At 45.0% G+C, this 18,337-nt stretch carries 13 protein-coding genes and 1 tRNA gene; 3 read left to right on the forward strand and 11 right to left on the reverse strand.

All coding sequences use genetic code 11. The features are described from left to right. Positions 1 to 129: 129 nt before the first annotated feature. From BUB28_RS08815 to BUB28_RS08830, 4 genes are all read right to left on the reverse strand, one after another. Positions 130 to 2,811, reverse strand: a complete 2,682-nt coding sequence (locus tag BUB28_RS08815; protein WP_175547825.1) for a glycoside hydrolase family 9 protein — start codon at positions 2,809 to 2,811, stop codon at positions 130 to 132. Positions 2,812 to 2,845: 34 nt separating this feature from the next. Continuing rightward, the gene (locus BUB28_RS08820; protein WP_431767975.1) at positions 2,846 to 4,771 is read right to left on the reverse strand and encodes a glycosyl hydrolase; all 1,926 of its coding nucleotides are present in this window, start codon (positions 4,769 to 4,771) and stop codon (positions 2,846 to 2,848) included. A gap of 283 nt (positions 4,772 to 5,054) precedes the next feature. Continuing rightward, entirely contained in the window at positions 5,055 to 5,945 is an 891-nt protein-coding gene (locus tag BUB28_RS08825; protein ID WP_072950715.1) for a leucine-rich repeat domain-containing protein, read from the reverse strand. A gap of 230 nt (positions 5,946 to 6,175) precedes the next feature. Further along, positions 6,176 to 8,560, reverse strand: a complete 2,385-nt coding sequence (locus tag BUB28_RS08830; RefSeq protein WP_242939969.1) for a cation-translocating P-type ATPase — start codon at positions 8,558 to 8,560, stop codon at positions 6,176 to 6,178. A 242-nt stretch (positions 8,561 to 8,802) separates the two neighbouring features. On the opposite strand from BUB28_RS08830, the gene BUB28_RS08835 reads away from it, so the two are divergent. Further along, positions 8,803 to 9,372 carry a biotin transporter BioY gene (locus BUB28_RS08835; RefSeq protein WP_072950719.1) on the forward strand — a complete coding sequence of 190 codons (570 nt, stop codon included), beginning with the start codon at positions 8,803 to 8,805 and terminating at the stop codon, positions 9,370 to 9,372. A 37-nt stretch (positions 9,373 to 9,409) separates the two neighbouring features. Here the strand turns inward: BUB28_RS08835 and BUB28_RS08840 are convergent, their stop codons facing one another. From BUB28_RS08840 to aroB, 7 genes are all read right to left on the reverse strand, one after another. Beyond that, positions 9,410 to 10,258 carry a patatin-like phospholipase family protein gene (locus tag BUB28_RS08840; RefSeq protein WP_072950720.1) on the reverse strand — a complete coding sequence of 283 codons (849 nt, stop codon included), beginning with the start codon at positions 10,256 to 10,258 and terminating at the stop codon, positions 9,410 to 9,412. A 21-nt stretch (positions 10,259 to 10,279) separates the two neighbouring features. Further along, the gene (locus tag BUB28_RS08845; RefSeq protein WP_072950722.1) at positions 10,280 to 11,179 is read right to left on the reverse strand and encodes a hypothetical protein; all 900 of its coding nucleotides are present in this window, start codon (positions 11,177 to 11,179) and stop codon (positions 10,280 to 10,282) included. A 4-nt stretch (positions 11,180 to 11,183) separates the two neighbouring features. Next, on the reverse strand, positions 11,184 to 11,657 hold the full coding sequence (locus tag BUB28_RS08850; RefSeq protein ID WP_072950724.1) for a GNAT family N-acetyltransferase: 474 nt from the start codon (positions 11,655 to 11,657) through the stop codon (positions 11,184 to 11,186). Positions 11,658 to 11,837: 180 nt separating this feature from the next. Continuing rightward, positions 11,838 to 12,431, reverse strand: a complete 594-nt coding sequence (locus tag BUB28_RS08855; protein ID WP_072950725.1) for a DUF4364 family protein — start codon at positions 12,429 to 12,431, stop codon at positions 11,838 to 11,840. 10 nt (positions 12,432 to 12,441) lie between these two features. Next, complete coding sequence (gene aroC / locus BUB28_RS08860) at positions 12,442 to 13,521, reverse strand: chorismate synthase (protein WP_072950727.1); 1,080 nt, start codon at positions 13,519 to 13,521, stop codon at positions 12,442 to 12,444. Beyond that, entirely contained in the window at positions 13,502 to 14,734 is a 1,233-nt protein-coding gene (gene aroA, locus BUB28_RS08865; RefSeq protein WP_072950729.1) for a 3-phosphoshikimate 1-carboxyvinyltransferase, read from the reverse strand. The genes aroC and aroA overlap by 20 nt, the downstream gene beginning before the upstream one ends. A 2-nt stretch (positions 14,735 to 14,736) precedes the next feature. Further along, positions 14,737 to 15,777 carry a 3-dehydroquinate synthase gene (gene aroB / locus BUB28_RS08870; protein ID WP_072950730.1) on the reverse strand — a complete coding sequence of 347 codons (1,041 nt, stop codon included), beginning with the start codon at positions 15,775 to 15,777 and terminating at the stop codon, positions 14,737 to 14,739. A gap of 346 nt (positions 15,778 to 16,123) precedes the next feature. On the opposite strand from aroB, the gene BUB28_RS08875 reads away from it, so the two are divergent. Both BUB28_RS08875 and BUB28_RS08880 read left to right on the forward strand, forming a co-directional pair. Then, positions 16,124 to 17,812, forward strand: a complete 1,689-nt coding sequence (locus BUB28_RS08875) for a bifunctional diguanylate cyclase/phosphodiesterase (RefSeq protein ID WP_072950732.1) — start codon at positions 16,124 to 16,126, stop codon at positions 17,810 to 17,812. An 83-nt stretch (positions 17,813 to 17,895) separates the two neighbouring features. Next, a tRNA-Leu gene (locus BUB28_RS08880) sits at positions 17,896 to 17,982 on the forward strand. Positions 17,983 to 18,337 lie beyond the last annotated feature (355 nt).

Consider the following 18,337-nt stretch of genomic DNA (forward strand, 5'->3'; position numbering starts at 1 on the left):
AAAAAATCAGCTAAAAAAGTCTTTGGAAAGGGGTTCGGGGGAAAGCCTTTCTTCAGAAAGGTTTCCCCCGATAAATAGTATAAGCTTCTATATGAGTACCACGGTTATGAGCCGCTTTCTTACATAATATTAAAGTGAAGATATCTTGTTGAGCAGGAATTCCTGAATCTTGAGTGCATCATTTGATGTGATGCCCTTGCTCTTCTTGTCAACGTCACCGTTTGCCTTGCCCTGCTCTGTGATATGGTTCTTGTCTGTACCATTGCTGCCGTACTTGTCAGGATTTGCAAGTGACTGCATGATAAGAACGATATCGGACATATCTACCTCGCCGTCACAGTTTGCATCACCTGCAAGTGTAACTGCAACATCATTCACATTGGAAACAGTAGTTGTTGCCCTGGAGGTTGTTGTTGTAGATGTAACAGTTGCCTTTGCTGTAGTAGTTGTAGTTGTTACAGCAGGCTTTGTTGTTGTAGTTGTCTTTGCAGGCTCCTTCTCAGCAGGCTTTGAACCGTCAGGCTCAGTACCGCCTACGAGAACGCCGTCAGCATAAACACAGATATAATCGCAGCGCTCCTCAGGCGGATCGTCAACTGCGAAGAAGTCTGTTTTCTTACCCATTTTAAGATGCTCATAGCTCCAGTCATTCTCAGGATCCCACTTATATACTACATACTTATGAGTATCAGGGTCTGTATATCCCTTTCCGTAGAAGCCGACTGAGAACTGGCTCTTTTTGCCTGAGTTGATTATAGTGCAGTCTTCCCATGAAAGCTCAACATAGTAAATACTATCTGAATCTTTATATTTCTTTAACGGACTTACTGTACACTTAGCGCCTTCGATCTCCATTTCGGACTGATCGTAAAGCTTCTTTGTGTCGATGATAGTCGGGTCAGCAACTTCTGAAGCATCAATGAAGTATCTTACTGTGATGTTCTTTGACGGAGAAGTTTCACCTGAAAGGACCTTCAGTGAAACCTCAACAGCACCTGTGCCGTCATCGTTGCGGCTGTCAAGGCCGATAGCCTCTACCCAGTAACCGCCGCCGCCGCCTTCGCCGCCTGGGCCGCCGTATACTCTCTTCTCATCTTCAGGAGGGAAGTTAGGAGTTATAGCCATATCCTCTGTGCCGAAGAAAGCATAGAGACCAGCAGCTGCACCCGGGAGACAAGCGTTATAGTCGATAGTAACCTCATTTTCTGTCCAGTCCTTTGTAGCGTCATCATGTCCGTCGTCATTGTCAGGACCGCCTGCAAGAGCGCCCCAAAGGATATGTCTCTGCTCACGAGCATCTTCAGCCATAAGAAGACCTGATGCTGCACGGTGATGAGGATTCTTTACAGATGTATCATTATAACCTACAATGAAGCTTCTCGGACCGTGAGTGCCGTTCTTGCCGGCAAGAACAGAGTATTTAGCCTCTTCCTTGTAAGTGATATCATTCTTACCGAGAACGTAGTCCATCTGCTTCTTTGCCCATTCAGCCCATTCGCCCGGCTTTCCGTCGTTGGTGTACTTATCGTGAACGAGACAGATAAGCTGCATAGCTGTGTTATAACGGCAGCTGCCCCACTGATTGAGCCATGCGAAGCCCTGAGGAGTTTCCTTCTGCTTCCATGCCTTGAGACATTTACCTACACAGTCATCATCCCAGAAGTTGTCAAAAACGTACTGGTTCTTACCCTGTGCATCTCTGATCTTCTGTACGAGCTCAAGCTCAGGGTGTTCCTGGTTTACAACAGCCCACATAACGCCTGCACCGCTCCACATATCGTTCCAGCAGTAGCACCAGCCTGAAGGAGCATAGTAATCGAATATCTCTACAGCGTAATCAAATACGCTTGCATCGCCTGTTGCAATGTACATCCATGCAGCAGCCCAGCAGTAGTCGTCCTCCCACTTTGAAGAACCATAGAACTGACCGGGACCGTCGCCGTTATCAGAAAGTTCCTTCGGATTATCGTTAGCGAACTTCCAGAGAGCCTTTGCGTAGTCAAGTGACTTTGCAGCATACTCCTCATCAGTATCCTTGAAGTTAAGGTAGTTGATAGCCAGTGAAGCGCAGGCAGAAACAACATAGTCTGTCTGTGGCTTCTCCGCAGTAAGGAAGAATGCAGGACGAGGCATAGTATCTACCTCAGGGCTGTTCCAGATAGCGTGGTCGATGCCGCCTTCGCCGACCTGATAGCAATGAGCTATAACAGTGCCGTCCTTATCGCGGAATGTACACTTCATAAGATAATCGTTGAAGTGACGGAGAATAGTCTCCATATGTTCGTCCTGACCGAGCTTCTTGAATACGTCGCGGAATTCATAGTAATCCCAGCCAAGCGTAGCAGCCGAATAGTTCTCAGGCATACCGAATTCAACGTGGTCACCTGCATCATGGAAGCCGCCTGCAACGTCGATAGTGCCATCGCCGTCAGGATCAAGAACGTCCTTGTATTTTTCCATGAAGGAAGCTGAAAGGTTAGTACCGCCCTTACTGCTGTTTGTCGTAACTCCGTCCCACGGAACCATAGGAACGTGTGCATCATAGGTATGACAGTCGCCGCGCCATGAAAGAAGGCTGTCTCTGTCAGCAGTATCGCCGCACATATTTGCGTCATAGAAATAGAGCGAGTACTGAAGAGCACGAGCGTAGTCGATGTCAAGACCTGAGTCCTTGACTACCTCGCTGATAGGTGCGCAGAATTCCTGTACAGACTCTGTATCAGCCGCATATACGGGAACAGCCGCACACAGTGATGTTGCAGCAGTAACGATACTCAATACCGCCGCAGTCAGTTTTTTGTGATTCATCATGTATTCCTCCCTTTTAATGTGAATCATTTTTTATTTAATCCCACTTTGAAAGACCGAGAAGATACTTTTGTATCTCCAGCGCGTCATTTGAAGTGAGTCCCTTACTGCTTGTTTCCACATCTCCGTTAGCTTTTCCCTGTTCGGTGATGTGAAGCTTGTCAGTGCCCTTTTCTCCGTATTTATCAGGATTTGCAAGGGACTGCATTATAAGAACAACGTCCGACATATCAACATTGCCGTCGCAGTTCGCATCGCCTTTTTTATAATTCTTTGAAGGCACTGCGGAAGTTGTTGAAACAGCTGAAGTCTTAGCTGTCGAAGTTGTTGTGAGCTTTGAAGTTGAAGTCGATGTGACCTTTGACGTTGAAGTAGTTGTTGTCTTAGAAGCCGATGTTGTCACAGGCTTTGTAGTGACAGTTGTAGTCACAGCACCCTGTTCTCCGTTTATAGGGTATGTTTTAAGATCAGGAAGCTCATCAAGAGTGATACAGTAATCGCTCTGATAAACCTCTATAAGATTGTCAACAGGGTTATTCTGCTCGCTGGTAAGGTAATTCATATACCACGGACAGAAATAAAGCCATGCAGCCTTGTCGTTCACAAGATTTTCCAGCGAAGGTATGGAGTCATTCTCGGTCATTGCCACCATTTTCTGACAGTCCGTACCCTGTACAAGGCTGTAGAACGTGGACGAGATAGAGCTGAGATTAGCAAGTCCGTCCGCACAGTTATACTTATCGTAGCCGACTATATCAACTACATCGTCACCCGGATACCAGTCGGCAGCCGCAGGAGAAGTAGAGCCTGTCCATTCCCAGATAAGGTTGTCCAGACCGTATACATTTGTAAGCTGGTCATAAAGGAGGCGGTACAGCTTTTTACAGGGCTCTGCGCCCTCAGCTCCCCACCAGAACCAGCCGCCCTCGGCTTCATGGAGAGGTCTCCAGAGCACGGGAACATCTGCGTCCTTGAGCTTTTTCAGCTCACCTGCAATAAGCTCGATATCAGCCATAACGACGCTGTTTTCCCATGTTCCCTCCTCAACAGCCTTTGTACAGCTGAATGTAGTGAACTTAGGATTTGCCGACTCAACATAGAAAGCAATATCATCGCTTCCCTTTTCGCACGGCACGTTCCAGTGCCATGATACAGTGGCTATGCCATGATACTTGTTTACCCACTCGATAACTCGTTCGGGCGCATGGTCACGCCATGTGGACGAAGTATTGTACGCAAGGAAGTCGATCCCGCGTATTGCAGGCTGCTTGCCTGTCTTTTCCTTTATGTATTCAAACTCAGCCTCATTGTCCTTGATAAAAACATCGGGACTGTTCCAGAGGTTGTAGTTATGGTCTCCGCAATACTCCTGCTGACCTGATATGATGTGCTTTCCATACTGGTCGCAGAGATAGCTGTAAAGTCTCTTTGTGGTATCGGAAGCCTTCGGATTTGAAAGCTGTCTTGTAGGAGACAGGTTGGTAAGCTTTTCGGGAGCAGCCTTCAGCGTAAGATAATCGAAGAAGGTATATCCCCAGTAAGCCTTCAGCTCAATAGTGTTCTTGCCCTTTTTAAGATTCACAACACCTCCCGATGTCTCGGCAAAGGTCTTGGTGTAAGGGCAGGTCAGCTCACCCTGATTTACTCCGTTGACATTGAGATACTGGACTTTCTTGTTCGGGTCACTGGGCTCGCAGTAACCGATGTTGAGCTCGTAGAGTCCTGCCTCGGGAACATCTACCTCAACGCTGAGGGTAGTACCCTTCTGATCGAGATAAGCAAAGCCCTTGCCCGAGAAGCCGCTGAGATCAGTACCCTCGGGGAAATCGCTCATCTTCACATCGGAAGCACCATCAGCATGGATCTTTCCTCCGCTTGTCTTGCCGTCCTCAAATTCGTATTTGAGGACCTCATCAGCAGCCAAAACTGCCGATGGCTTTGCCAGGGCTGAAGGAAAACTCATCGCCGACGTTGCGATGAACGCAGCTGCAACAGTGCACGCAGCCCGCTTCATGTTTTCTTTTTTCAATTTGATCCCTCCAGATCGTGCGTATTAAATTTTATATGTTAAACCGATAATTTAAGTGCCTATCCTTACTTTATCAGCTTAACGCACTTATACGTATATATCATATCACATTTCTTATGAAATTGCAAGGGATTTCATAAAACATTACTAATATTAGCCGATTTTACTAAAAGCGCAATTTCTGGTCAGACCAGTCCGAAACAGCAATTATTTAAGCTTATCCCTCTTTTTTACCGTTAAAAAATATTACCACAGTTATCACACCAAGCATACCAAATACCGCAAGTCCGTACCAGCCGACCTGCTCGGGAGCTTTCCTGCCCTTTTCAACATCCACGGCTTCTGCAAAAGCATCTATGGTCTCATGGCTTTCCGCAAATCTAAGCCCGTTTTCCGCCGCGTATCTCTCAGCAGCAGACTCATTCACGCCTATGAGCATCATATCTGTTTTAACTGTCATCTTATTTCCGTCACAGCTATAGCCGAAAGCCTGCTCTCCTATGTCATAACAGGTTCGCGGCAGTACGGCACAGGACAGCTTTTCGCACATATAAAACGCTCTTTCTCCCACGGCTGCAATACTGTCGCCAAGCTCCGCACTGCAAAGTCCCGTACAGCCTGCAAAGCAAAACTTCTCTATCACCCTTGTATTACGCGGAAGCCTTATCTCACTTAGAGATGTACAGGCGCGGAAGCAGGAATCTGGCAGTATCTCCAGCGTTTCGGGAAGCTCTATCTCTTTCAGAGCAGCACAACCGCAAAAGCAGCCCATTCCTATTTCTTCAAGCTCAGCAGGAAGCCTGATGCTTTCCAGCTCATAGCAGGCATAAAAGCTGTGATGTCCTATTTTAAGTACAGTATCGGGCAGTACAGCCTCTTTCAGTGAATGACAGTTATAGAATGCGTTGTCACGTACCTCAGTAACGGGGCACCCCTCAATATATTCCGGTATTTCAATAAATTCAGGCTCGCCCTTATATCCTACTATAGTCACCTCCCTGTCAATAACAGTATATTCGTAGCCGCTGCTTTCTTCCGCATAAGCCTTTTTACCGCAGGCAATAAACATAAAAAATACCGCCGCAGCTGCAAGTATGATGTTTTTCATACCTATCCCTCCTTTATGATAAGTATAGCATCTGCACTGTACAGCCGAAAGCTCTTTTTTACGATAAAAAATTCGATTTCCCGCAGTTCTTCCCATTCTCTCCTTTAATTAAAACCTTTTTCCCTTGCTTATCCTGTCCTGTTATGTCGTATATTCACGTAATATTTCCTCACTGCCGCAGCCTAAAAAAACAAGCAGACACCTCATACGAAGCATCTGCCAGTTTATTATTAGTCGTCTTTATCTTCACTTATGAAGAAGGACTGTATTTTCTTTGTCACCAGTGTCATATAGCGCAGACACGGCTCAGCGATTATCGAGAAGTTTATGCAGAGAAGGATACAACGGTTAGACATTGAAGTTATATCGAACATCTTGCTTATAAATATCATACAGCAGGCAAGTCCCACGCCGCAGAGTATCCACATCCACATCTTGTACATATCCATAGGCTTGCATATCTGGAATACGATCATCATTCCGACGATACTCATAAGTATCGTTGAAGCCGTAGCTATATCCGTAGGTGCAACATTGAATATGTTTCCGAAGTATACCATAGCACAAACAACGAGTACGTCTGTAAGTGCCGCAGGAAGAGCTTTGAGCAGTATATTCGTGATGAATTTACCCTTGATAAGGTCTCGGTTAGGCATCTGCGACAAGAAAAACGCTGGGAGACCGATAGTAAACACACTTATAAGGGATATCTGTGCAGGCTTCAGCGGATAAGCAAGTCCGAAGAAGATAAAGAGCACGGATATTATCAGCGAGAATATATTCTTTACAATGAAGAGGCTTCCCGAGCGTTCAAGGTTATTTACGACCTTTCTGCCCTCTGCAACAACATCCGGCATCTTAGAGAAGTCTGACTCAAGGAGAACGAGCTGTGAAGCCTGTGCTGCCGCATCACTGCCCGAAGCCATAGCAACAGAACAGTCCGCATCTTTAAGTGCAAGAACATCGTTTACACCGTCACCTGTCATAGCAACGGTCTTGCCTGCCTTTTTAAGTGCCCTTACGAACTTGCGCTTCTGCTCGGGAGTAACTCGTCCGAATACGGTATAACGCACAACAGCGTCCTTTATAGCACTCTCAGTAGTGAGCGTAGTAGCATCGACATATTCCTCAGCGTGTCTTATGCCTGCCTGCTTTGCGACCTCTGATACGGTAACAGGGTTATCGCCCGAGATAACCTTTATCTCAACGCCCTGCTCCGCAAAATACTTGAAGGTCTCGGGAGCATTTTCACGTATAGGATTAGCCATCATTATAAAGCACATCGGCTCAACAGTAGCAGTTAGCGCCTTTCCGTCGGGAACTCCTCTGTACTTTCCGAACACAAGGACTCTGTAGCCCTTGCGGTTGTATTCATCTATCTTTGACTTGTATTCTTCTATCTTTTCCTTTAATACGAACTCTGGAGCACCGAGTACATATGATTCGCGTTCAAATGTAACGCTGCTGTATTTGAATTCTGACGAGAAGCCTGTTATAGATACAGCCGATCTTCCGGCAGGACGGTGGAAATGATTTTTTATGGCTTCCATAGTCTGATTATCAGCATCCTGAGCAGCAGCAAAGTCGCTGATAAGTCCCTGCATAGAGTCTATGTCATATTCATCGGAAGCAGGAACAACTGCTGTTACCGACATCTCGTTTTCAGTGATAGTACCTGTCTTGTCAACGCAGAGCACATCAACTCGCGCAAGTGTCTCGATACATTTCATATCGTGGACAAGTACCTTGCTGAGAGCAAGTCTCATGGCACTTATAACAAGGGTAACACTGGCAAGCAGGAAAAGTCCCTCAGGTATCATACCTATTACGGCAGCCACCATTGACTGAACGCTGGCGCGGATAGTATCATGGTTGATATAGTAGGACTGATAGAAAAGTATGCTTCCTATAGGGATTATGGCAACGCCCGCAAACTTAACTATCCTGTTGAGAGAGCGTATCATTTCTGACTGCTCGCCCTTTCGGGATTTCTTAGCCTGTATAGTAAGCTTTGAAATATAGGACTCACGTCCTACTTTTTCAAGTCTCGCACGGCAGGTACCCGAAACTATATAGCTGCCCGACATAAGTGTATCACCGGGCTTTTTGCTTATCTCATCGGACTCACCCGTAAGCAGCGACTCGTTTACGGAAACGTTTCCGTCCACAACGATAGCGTCTGCACTTATCTGATTTCCTGCCTTGAATATTACGATATCGTCAATTACAAGATCCTTTGAAGGTACTGTCATTATCTGACCCTCACGGACTACAGTGGTAACAGGTGCATTGAGTACCTTTATCTTATCCAGCACCGACTTTGAACGCATCTCCTGTATGATACCGATAAGAGCATTGGCAATGATTATAGGCATGAACGTAAGATCACGGTAAAAGCCTACTACTACCAGAAGCACGGACAATATCACGAATATAAGGTTGAAGTACGTCAATACGTTATCGGCAATGATCTCCTTGACGGTTTTGGAGGGTGATTCAACAGGCTTGTTATCCTGTCCCGCCTCTGCTCTTTCTTTGACCTGTGCAGAGGTAAGTCCCTCATTGAAGTCCGCCTTAACTCTATCGGGGACTATAACGTCGTTAAATTCGCTCACTTTCATTATGTCAAATAACACCTCGCAAATATATACTTTTTTTATTGTAACATATTTCTTTAACAATTTCAATCATTATTCAAAATTTTATTGTCAACCAAATTTTAAATTTAGGTTGACAAAGGAAGACATCTGTGCTATAATGCATATGTAAGATCTTATAAATATGACTTTACGCAAGGCATCGCATACCTGCTGATATGCGGTATACAGCGTTTATATCATGTAAGGAGTTGTATTCGATGGTCAATAATACAGCAAAAGGCAAAAAACTGAGCTTTACAACAAAGGAAATGGTACTTACAGCCATGTTCGCAGCCATAATGGCAGTATGTTCATGGATATCCATACCAATAGGAACTATTGCTATAACATTGCAGACATTCGCTGTTTTCTGCGCACTTGGCATACTCGGCGGCAGAAACGGTCTTTTCTCCATACTGGTATTCATTTTCCTCGGAGCAATAGGACTTCCTGTATTTTCGGGCTTCAAAGGAGGCATAGGAGTCCTCACAGGTCCTACAGGAGGCTATATACTGGGATTTATTTTCATGGCACTCATCTACATGGCAGGTGAAAAGCTCCTGGGCAAAAAGCTTGCATTAAAGATAACGCTCATGCTCATAGGGCTTGCAGTCTGCTACGCCTTCGGCACAGTATGGTTCATATACGTATTCTCCAAAGACGGGAACGCAATGCCGCTTTCAAAGGCTTTGAAGCTCTGTGTAACGCCCTTTGTCCCCTTCGATCTCATAAAGCTGATACTCGCGCTCATCATAACAGACCGTGTAAAAAAGTATCATCTGATATAATTTTCGCAAGACCTGTCCTGATTCGGACAGGTCTTTTTTATTTCTCAAGAAAAGCTTTCAGCTCATCAAGGCATTTTGAAGCAGTACGCCTGCCTATACGGTAGACCTCTCGCATAACATCGGGGTCATGCTCCACATGACCTACAGGCAGCTTTTCGGGCGGAGCAATAACAAATGCTCTTCCCTCCTCCTCTGCACTGCGGATATATTTCAGCTCACTGTTGTACATCTTATGGCGGTTTGCAGCCGCCTTAACAAGCTCGGGATACTTATGATACTTCATTTTCATAAGCTTCATGCCGCCGGCAGGCTTCTTGACGTAATCACGAGGCTGAGTAAGTACGACAACGTTCTTCTCGCAGCCGCGGCTCTCCATGAACTTCAAAGGGATAGAGTCCGAGATACCGCCGTCAAGCAGTTTATGCTCTCCTATTTTTACTATCCTTGCCGCAATCGGCATAGAAGCCGACGCGCGTATCCATTCAAGCTCGGTGTAGTCGATTTTTCCGCACTTATGATATACTGCCCTGCCTGTTGTGATATCTGTGCATACCACCCAGAAATCCACGGGCGAAGCATTGAATGTCTCCGTATCAAAAATGTCAAGCTCCTCGGGAATAGTATGATAGCAGAATTCCGAACCGAAAAGGTCTCCTGTCTTTATGTATGACAGCGCACTGCAATACTTCTTATTTTTGCAGAATCTTGTATTATAACGTATAGCACGGCGTATCTGTCCCGACTTATAGTTGCAGCCGAAAGCCGCACCTGCGGAAACACCCACAGCCGCATCAAGTTTTATATCATTTTCCATGAGGATATCTATGACACCTGCGGTAAAAAGTCCACGCATAGCGCCGCCCTCAAGAACAAGTCCGTATTTCATTTTCTTATCCTTCCTGTAAAATCAAGCATTATACTTGTAAAATAGCAGTTTATCGAGGGTAACTCTTGGTCTCCACCACTCTCTCGCCTGCCCGAATTCTTCATAATCGTTGTGCCACTGCCACGATATGTCAAAGCCGCCGTCGTCAAGCTGCAAACTGCCGAGGACTTCCCTTTCCGCCTTGATAAGCGGACGAATATCATCAGTAATGAACTGCCCGAAAATACCGCAGAAAAAGTCCGACGGCACCGGAACATACTCGACTCCGTATTTTGAAATATCACCGCATATGACCTGTCCCAGCTTTTTGCACAGAAAATTCTTTGCGTCAAAACCGCTGTCACCGATAACAGCCATACCATGCCTTTCCATAAGCTCATAGGCTAAAAGATAGCATTTAAGGTCGTCAGCTATCATCTCTTCCTGCTCCGAAAGAGACTGAAAAGCTTCGAGAACTATCTGCATATAATAGCTTCTTTCCTCGCTGAAACAGCACATAAACGCCGCCAGCGACACCGTAGGATTAAAACCGCGTATCCCGTCGCCCTTCTTCTCCCACCAGACTGCATGAGGAAAATCCTTATTGCTTTCAACAGCAAAGAGCCAGCGTTTTTTATCCTCGTCAAAGCCGTCGTGAGAGCTGAGATAATGCGCTATCCTGTCAGTAAGTCTGCTTTTTTCGTCAAGTGCACCTGTTTTAAAAAGTGTCATCACAGCATCATTCACTGTAATAGGAGTGGAATTCCTGTTCCAGTTATCGGGTTCAAGGGCATTTCCGAAACCGCAGTCATCGTTCATATACTTCAGAAGCTCATGAATGACCTTTCCCCTTGTACCATTTTCGTAAAAATAGCTGTACAAAGCCTTTTCAAGAGGTCTTGCGTTGTTTTTTATAAAGTTTGAAGCTTTCAGTGTATCCATATTTTCACCACTCACACAGCATTATGTATTCTTCATCATTTTCAGAAACTGTTTTAAATCCAACTTTTTCATACATCTTAACAGCATAATTCGCCTTTTGTACTGCCAGCGAAAGCTTTTTGAAGTCCGACTGAGCATAAGCGGCTATGATTGCCCTCATAAGTGCCGTACCTATGCCTTTACCGCGGTATTCCCCATAAAGAGATATTGCCAGCGAAGGCGTATCATCGTCAATATGACCGTAGTCATTCATTATCCGTCCCCATACAGCTCCGACTATCTTCCCGCCGACCTCTGCTGCAAGGGCAATATCACTGTAATTCCTCCCGAAATCCTTGATATATACCTGTAGTTCGGGCTTTTCGATGATCTCACGGGGCGGCTGAGCAACTCCCTCGGGAACGAATATAGCTTCATATAGGAAATCTTCAAGAAGCGGATACTCATTTTCTTCAAAAGGTCTTATACTGTACTCCATTACAGCCACATCTCCTGTACAATATCTACAATTAAGCAATATCGTTTTTGTTCACCTGTACAAAGTCAAAAATTATTTTTCTTATAATCAATGGTTTTCCGTTGAAAAAAAGCTTTTTTCTGCCCTATAGTGAAAAGCGTTTCTAAACGAAATAAAGAGCTGCATAAAACAGCTCTCATGTCAATTGTCACTAAGATCGTATGGCGGCTCTTCATTTGAGAGAGCGACCTCTATTACTTTTCCGTAAAATCCCGCAGGATTGAGAAGTATCTTCTCTCCTATCATCTTTGCCTGTGCAAGGTCGGGAGCGTAGAGCTTCAAGTCCATAAGGTCAAAATTAGCATCTACACATCTTACGTGAGTATAATAGCCGTTTCCAACAGGCTCATATTCTATTTTCAGCTCCTTTTCGTACTGAACACGGGCAAAATAGCGAAGTGCCGCAAGCACGAGCCTGTCCCTGTAAGACTTTGGAGCATAGTTTTTAAGCTGCTTTGCACACTCTCTGCCCTTTTGCTGCAAAATATAGCAGTCCTCACCCTTATCGTCCTTCTCGGAGGTGATATGACCGTTTTTCAGCAGATAGCCGATAGAGTCCTGATAGTAGAAGTAATTCACCACGCCCGTACCGATAGCTATATCATAAAGCTGGTCGGGACTTACGGGTCTGTCTATTTTATAAAGCAGATAACAAAGCAGAATATTCAGCGTCGGTACGTCCTTTATCTCAATATCGGCGCGTTCTGCCATTTTCATTATATTTTCGTCCTGCATAAAAGTCACCTTAACAGAAATTTGGGTAATCCAGCATATGTGAGAGAAGCGCGATATTTACAGCAGCCTCAACACACGGAACAGCCGAAGGGATAGCGCATGGGATATGCTTTTGGCTCTCAGCTGTCTCACTGGTCATTTCACGGTAATTCACCACATTCTGAGTCTGTGGTATATACTCCGAGGGCTTGAAAGCCACTCTCAGAGTAATAGGCATACCCGAGGATATACCTCCGATGATACCGCCGTGATTATTTGTCCTTGTAAGCACATGACCGTGTTCGTTCACATAGAATTCGTCGTTGTTCTGGCTTCCCACCATTTTTGCTGAAAGGAAACCTGCTCCGAATTCAAGTCCCGTAACATTTGGGATACCGAATATGAGCTGAGCGATAGTATTTTCAAGTCCGTCAAATATAGGCGAGCCTATACCCGCAGGAACATTCACCGAAGCACACTCGATAACGCCGCCGAGGGACTCTCCGCCCTCATAAGCCTTATTGATATCCTCTATCATCTTCCAGCCCTTACGGTCATTTATAACAGGAAAATCCTTCATTCTCACGCTGAGAACTCCGTCCCTTGTGATATTCACAGGGTCGTAGGGATTGTCCTTTGCATTGTGTATCTGTAATATATGAGCACCTGTATAGATGCCGCGTCTTTCGAGTATCTGAGCGCAGACTGCTCCCGCAAAGCACAGCGGAGCTGTGAGCCTGTCCGAGAGATGTCCGCCCCCCCTGACATCATTGAAGCCTCTGTATCGCATCGCACCTGTATAATCCGCATGACCCGGACGAACAAGATTATCGGTCTCCTCATGCTGAGGTGCTGAAGTATCGGTATTCTGAAGGAAGGCACAGAGCGGAGCACCCGTTGTGCGCTCGTTGAAAATACCCGACATTATATGAGGCATGGAATTTACGGCAGTCTGACCGCCGCAGGAATATCTTCTCGCCATGAAGCGTGCAAGCTCCTCAGAGTCTATATATTCTCCCGAGGGAAGATTATCCACGGTAACGCCTATTGCAGGTCCGTGGGCTTCGCCGAACATGGAGACAGATATCCGATTATTCCAGAATGATGACATTAGCGTTACCTCCGAGCATTTTGTAGTCGTCAAAGAAAGCAGGATAGGACTTTTCAGCAGCCTCAGCACCCTTTATGACTACTTCCCCGTCGATACAGGTAGCTGCTATTGCTGCCGCCATTACTATTCTGTGGTCGCCGAAGCTGTCAACCGTACCTCCGTGCATAGCTCCCGTAGGCTCGATAATAAGTCCGTCATCTGTAACGGTGACCTTACCGCCAAGTGAGTTAAGTAAAGCCGAAGTTGTTTCAAGGCGATCGCTTTCTTTTATTTTAAGTCGTTTAGCATTGTATATTACTGATCTTCCGCTGCCGAAAGCTCCCAGCACCGCAAGTATGGGTACAAGATCGGGAATATCCGAGCAGTCGGCGTTATAATTGCCAATATTGCCATTATAACACATATCACGTATAATTTCAAGGATTTTCTTGTCGCCCTGAACACTGTTTTCGTTCAGGTTATGAAGTTCTACCTGCGAACCGAGGGCATTTGCAACACAGAAAAAAGCTGCCTGAGAGTAATCGCCCTCGATCTTTTCATCATGGGGCTTGTATTTCTGTCCGCCCTTCACTCTGAAGCCGTCGGCTGTCTCCTCCACGGAAACGCCGAAACGACGCAGGGTATCAATAGTTATATCCACATAGGGACGCGATTCAAGATGAGAAGTGAGTATTATCTCGGAGTCTCCCTCAAGAAGCGGAAGTGCAAAGAGAAGTCCCGTAATAAACTGTGAGGAAACATCGCCCTCTATCTCAAATCTGCCGCTTTTCAGTCCGCCCGAAACAGTAAAGGGCATAGTGTTGTGATAATCAAAGTCAACACCGTTTTTGCCAAGCTCTCTTGTAAAAATATCAATAGGTCGCTGAGGAAGTCTGCCTCTGCCGCGGAATTCCGTTTCTGTACCGACAGCCGCTGCGATAGGTATGATAAATCTGAGCGTAGAGCCGCTTTCGTTACAGTCAACGATACATTTATCCGCATTTCTTCCGCCGTTTCCCTTAACGGTGATGTCCTCGCCATTTACTTCAAACTCAGCACCGAGAGCAGTCATAGCTCCTATGGTAGCTTCGATATCCTTAGACATGGTAACTCCACTGAGGTGTGAAACTCCGTCAGCAAGCGAAGCACATATTATAGAGCGGTGAGCACAGCTTTTTGAAGCAGGAACGCTGAGACTTCCTTTAAGCTTTGAAGGGGTTATGCGTATATCCATTCTCAGCCCTCCATAAGTCGGCAGAATTCAGTAAAGGGCACCTTCACTATCTCGCCCTTGCCGATCTCATTGCATATTATATAATTGATGTCCTTAGCTTCATTCTTTTTGTCCTGCGAACAGAATGGCAGAAGCTCCTTCATGGGGATATCGCTTCCTGTAGGCAGCTTATAGGCTGCACAAACCTTTTTAAGTCTTTCCGAAAGCTGCGGTGCAAGGCGGTCTGTTATCATGCACATACCTGCCGCAACGCCCTCGCCGTGGAAAATATTCTTATAATTGTGCCATGCTTCAATTGCATGACCGAGAGTATGACCGAAATTCAGCACCATGCGCTCTCCCTTGTCACATTCGTCATGCTCTACTATCACACGTTTGATATCAACACATTTGTATACCATTTCATCAATTATCTCATCAAGCGAAGCAAGGTCGTGGGACTCCATAAGCTCAAATAGCTTTTCATCACGTATCATACCGTATTTTATGCACTCGCCCATGCCCTCTGCAAGTATCTCCTGCGACAGGGTTTTAAGTATATTGCTGTCGCATAAAACAAGCGCAGGCTGCTTGAATGCGCCTACAAGGTTCTTTCCTCCTGCAATATCTATAGCAGTTTTTCCGCCTACAGAGGAATCCACCTGTGCAAGCAGAGTTGTTGGTATCTGCACAAAATCTACGCCTCTAAGGTATGAAGCTGCGGCAAATCCCGTAATATCGCCAACAACTCCTCCGCCGAGAGCGATTATTATATCACTTCTTGTCATCTTGCTCTCACAGAGAAAATCGTATATCTTCCCAAGAGTTTCAAGGCATTTCGACTCTTCACCATTCGGGAATGAATAAACACTGCACTCAAATCCCTCTTTTTTAAGAGAGTCGAGAGCAGTCTGCAAATGCAGCTTTTCAACGATATCATCTGTGATTATTGCTGCCTTTCGGCTTTTTGTAACATTGGCTATATATTTTCCGCAGTCAGCAAGTATGCCCCTCTCAATGAGCACCTCATAAGGGTGACTTGTCCTGACATTTATCTTCTTCATATCAAAGTGCCTCCTATCAACGTTCAACGCTGTTTTACAGCATAAAGGTCCATAAAAATTATACCATACACAGCCTTGACTGTCAACACTTTTCTGCTGTAAAGCTTTTAATTGCTGAATTTTAATTTTTTTGCTTCTGCATACATATTTATATGTATGTTAGCACTGTAAAACCTATTAAAATTGTATATTTTGAATAGTATTATCAAATAATTCCTAACATCTTGTGTAATTTACATTATATTAATAATATATACATTTTTTTCTCTCTATCATATGTTATAATAAATTTGTATAAAAAGGCAAATCTGATACAGACCTTTGTCTGTATTCGGAGTGGATATGAATGAATACAAATGAGCACCTGACATTACTAAACAAAATAATTACACAAATTCGGCTTTACCCTAATCTGAATAATGAAAGATTTTACAGGGATATAGCTGCGCTTTGTTGTGCCCTCAGGATAGGCAAGGCTGAAATGTTAGGCTATGAAAATGAAGCTTCTTTTCACTTCGGTGTTTACGAAACAATAAGTTTTTATAAATGCAGCCACTTTTCAGAAACCAATTTTATTTCCAAACGTATAAATACTGTTGATGAGAAAATTGCTTTATATAACGTCCATTCACTTAATGACGACCAGATATGGACGGACGAAGAGCTTGAATATATAGATACCCTGATATCGCTGTTAAGCTTTTTTTCGGGTAAACAAAGACTCACTCAGCTTACACATAAACTCACCTTTTATGACAGTGAGCTGAATATGTATAATCTGAGGCATTTTATGAAGTGTGCCAAAAATATATGCAGAGCTGATAAAATAGCTCTTTATTCCGCTGTACGCTTTAATCTCAGGCGTTTTTCCGTTGTCAATCAGCATATCGGACGCGAAAACGGTACTATGGTAATGAAGAAGTTCATTGCCCTTATCGAGGAGCTCCTTGACGACGAAAACGAGACTGTATGCAGAATAGGCGGAGATAATTTCATTACTCTCATAAAAAGCCATAAGGTGCAGAAGGTCCTCGATATACTTCACGGTACAGGAGTATACTACGACGAAAACAAAAAGGAGCGTATATTTATCTGCGCTACGGTAGGTGTATATATTATCCAGAATACCGAAAGCGTTATACTCCCTACAGATATCATGGACAGAGTCAGTCTTGCTTTTCACCTTGCCAAAAACGCCTCAAATGTCGATGTCGCATACTTCGATGACGCACTGCTGGCAAGGAACAAGAGAAATAACGATATATCCGCTCAGTTTCCAAAGGCTCTTGAGGAAAGAGAGTTCCTTGTATATTATCAGCCAAAGGTTGCTATCAACGGCAGATATGTTGCAGGTGCTGAGGCGCTGTGCCGCTGGCTGCATAACGGCAAGCTTGTCTCACCTGCCGAATTCATACCTGTTCTCGAACAGGGACGCGATATCTGCAAGCTGGATTTCTATATGCTGGACGCCGTTTGCAAGGATATACGCAGATGGCTTGACAGCGGTAAAAATGTCGTCCGCATCTCTGTAAATCTTTCACGCCGTCACCTTTCGGATATGGATCTGCTGGAGCATATCGTTGATATTGTCGACAGGAACAATGTTCCACATGAATATATCGAAATAGAGCTTACCGAAACTACTACCGATGTGGAATTCAAGGACCTGAAGCGCACTATCAGCGGACTCCAGAAAACAGGCATATCCACATCTGTTGACGACTTCGGTGTAGGTTATTCTTCACTTAATCTTATCAAGGAGATACCCTGGAACGTACTGAAACTGGACAGAAGCCTGCTTCCTGCGGAAAATGAGGAAAACCCGATTCAGAAAAGCGTTATGTTCAAGTATATCGTTGCTATGGCTCAGGAAATGGGTCTTGAATGTATCGCGGAGGGCGTTGAGACAAAGGAACAGGTCCAGCTTCTGGCAGATAATAACTGCAATCTCGCTCAGGGCTTCTACTTTGACAGACCTCTCCCCGTTGAGGAGTTTGAGACGAGACTCGAAAAAGACTATATTTACGATAAATGATCAGGCTGCCATAAAATCGGCAGCCTGAATTTGTAAAAAACTATTGACATTGTTTTTATCATATGTTATAATTATAACAATGTGCCGGTGTGATGGAATTGGCAGACGTGCGAGACTCAAAATCTCGTGGTGGCAACACCGTGCGGGTTCGACCCCCGCCACCGGCACCAGCACAGAGCCTGTGCGCCCAACCACATTGGCGCTTGCAGGCTCGCTTTCTTTTTACAGACGGCTTACTCTCCTTTCGCTTACGGAAGTGGTATTCATTTTGTAACACATACACAGCACAGAGCCTGCGCGCCCAACCACGTTGGCGCTCGCAGGCTCGCTTTCTTTTTACAGACGGCTTACTCTCCTTTCGCTTACGGAAGTAGTATTCATTTTGTAACACATACACAGCGACAAGTCGCCGCAGATAGTTTAACGCCCTACTTTAATGTGGGGCGTTATTTTTTTCTCTGCGCATGAAAGTTATATATCATGTATGTCATATCACGGTATGCGAAAAAATCAAACAGCGGCAAT

The organism is Ruminococcus flavefaciens, assembly GCF_900143025.1.
Taxonomy (GTDB): domain Bacteria; phylum Bacillota; class Clostridia; order Oscillospirales; family Ruminococcaceae; genus Ruminococcus; species Ruminococcus flavefaciens_I.

What these genes read in the sequence shown, in the direction of transcription:
- BUB28_RS08825 (WP_072950715.1), bottom strand. Translation starts at nt 5,945, where the DNA reads ATGAAAAACATCATACTTGCAGCTGCGGCGGTATTTTTTATGTTTATT.
- aroA (WP_072950729.1), bottom strand. Translation starts at nt 14,734, where the DNA reads ATGGATATACGCATAACCCCTTCAAAGCTTAAAGGAAGTCTCAGCGTT.
- BUB28_RS08840 (WP_072950720.1), bottom strand. Translation starts at nt 10,258, where the DNA reads ATGAAATACGGACTTGTTCTTGAGGGCGGCGCTATGCGTGGACTTTTT.
- BUB28_RS08875 (WP_072950732.1), top strand. Translation starts at nt 16,124, where the DNA reads ATGAATACAAATGAGCACCTGACATTACTAAACAAAATAATTACACAA.
- BUB28_RS08855 (WP_072950725.1), bottom strand. Translation starts at nt 12,431, where the DNA reads ATGCAGGACGAAAATATAATGAAAATGGCAGAACGCGCCGATATTGAG.
- BUB28_RS08845 (WP_072950722.1), bottom strand. Translation starts at nt 11,179, where the DNA reads ATGGATACACTGAAAGCTTCAAACTTTATAAAAAACAACGCAAGACCT.
- BUB28_RS08850 (WP_072950724.1), bottom strand. Translation starts at nt 11,657, where the DNA reads ATGGAGTACAGTATAAGACCTTTTGAAGAAAATGAGTATCCGCTTCTT.
- aroB (WP_072950730.1), bottom strand. Translation starts at nt 15,777, where the DNA reads ATGAAGAAGATAAATGTCAGGACAAGTCACCCTTATGAGGTGCTCATT.
- BUB28_RS08815 (WP_175547825.1), bottom strand. Translation starts at nt 2,811, where the DNA reads ATGATGAATCACAAAAAACTGACTGCGGCGGTATTGAGTATCGTTACT.
- BUB28_RS08820 (WP_431767975.1), bottom strand. Translation starts at nt 4,771, where the DNA reads ATGAGTTTTCCTTCAGCCCTGGCAAAGCCATCGGCAGTTTTGGCTGCT.
- aroC (WP_072950727.1), bottom strand. Translation starts at nt 13,521, where the DNA reads ATGTCATCATTCTGGAATAATCGGATATCTGTCTCCATGTTCGGCGAA.
- BUB28_RS08835 (WP_072950719.1), top strand. Translation starts at nt 8,803, where the DNA reads ATGGTCAATAATACAGCAAAAGGCAAAAAACTGAGCTTTACAACAAAG.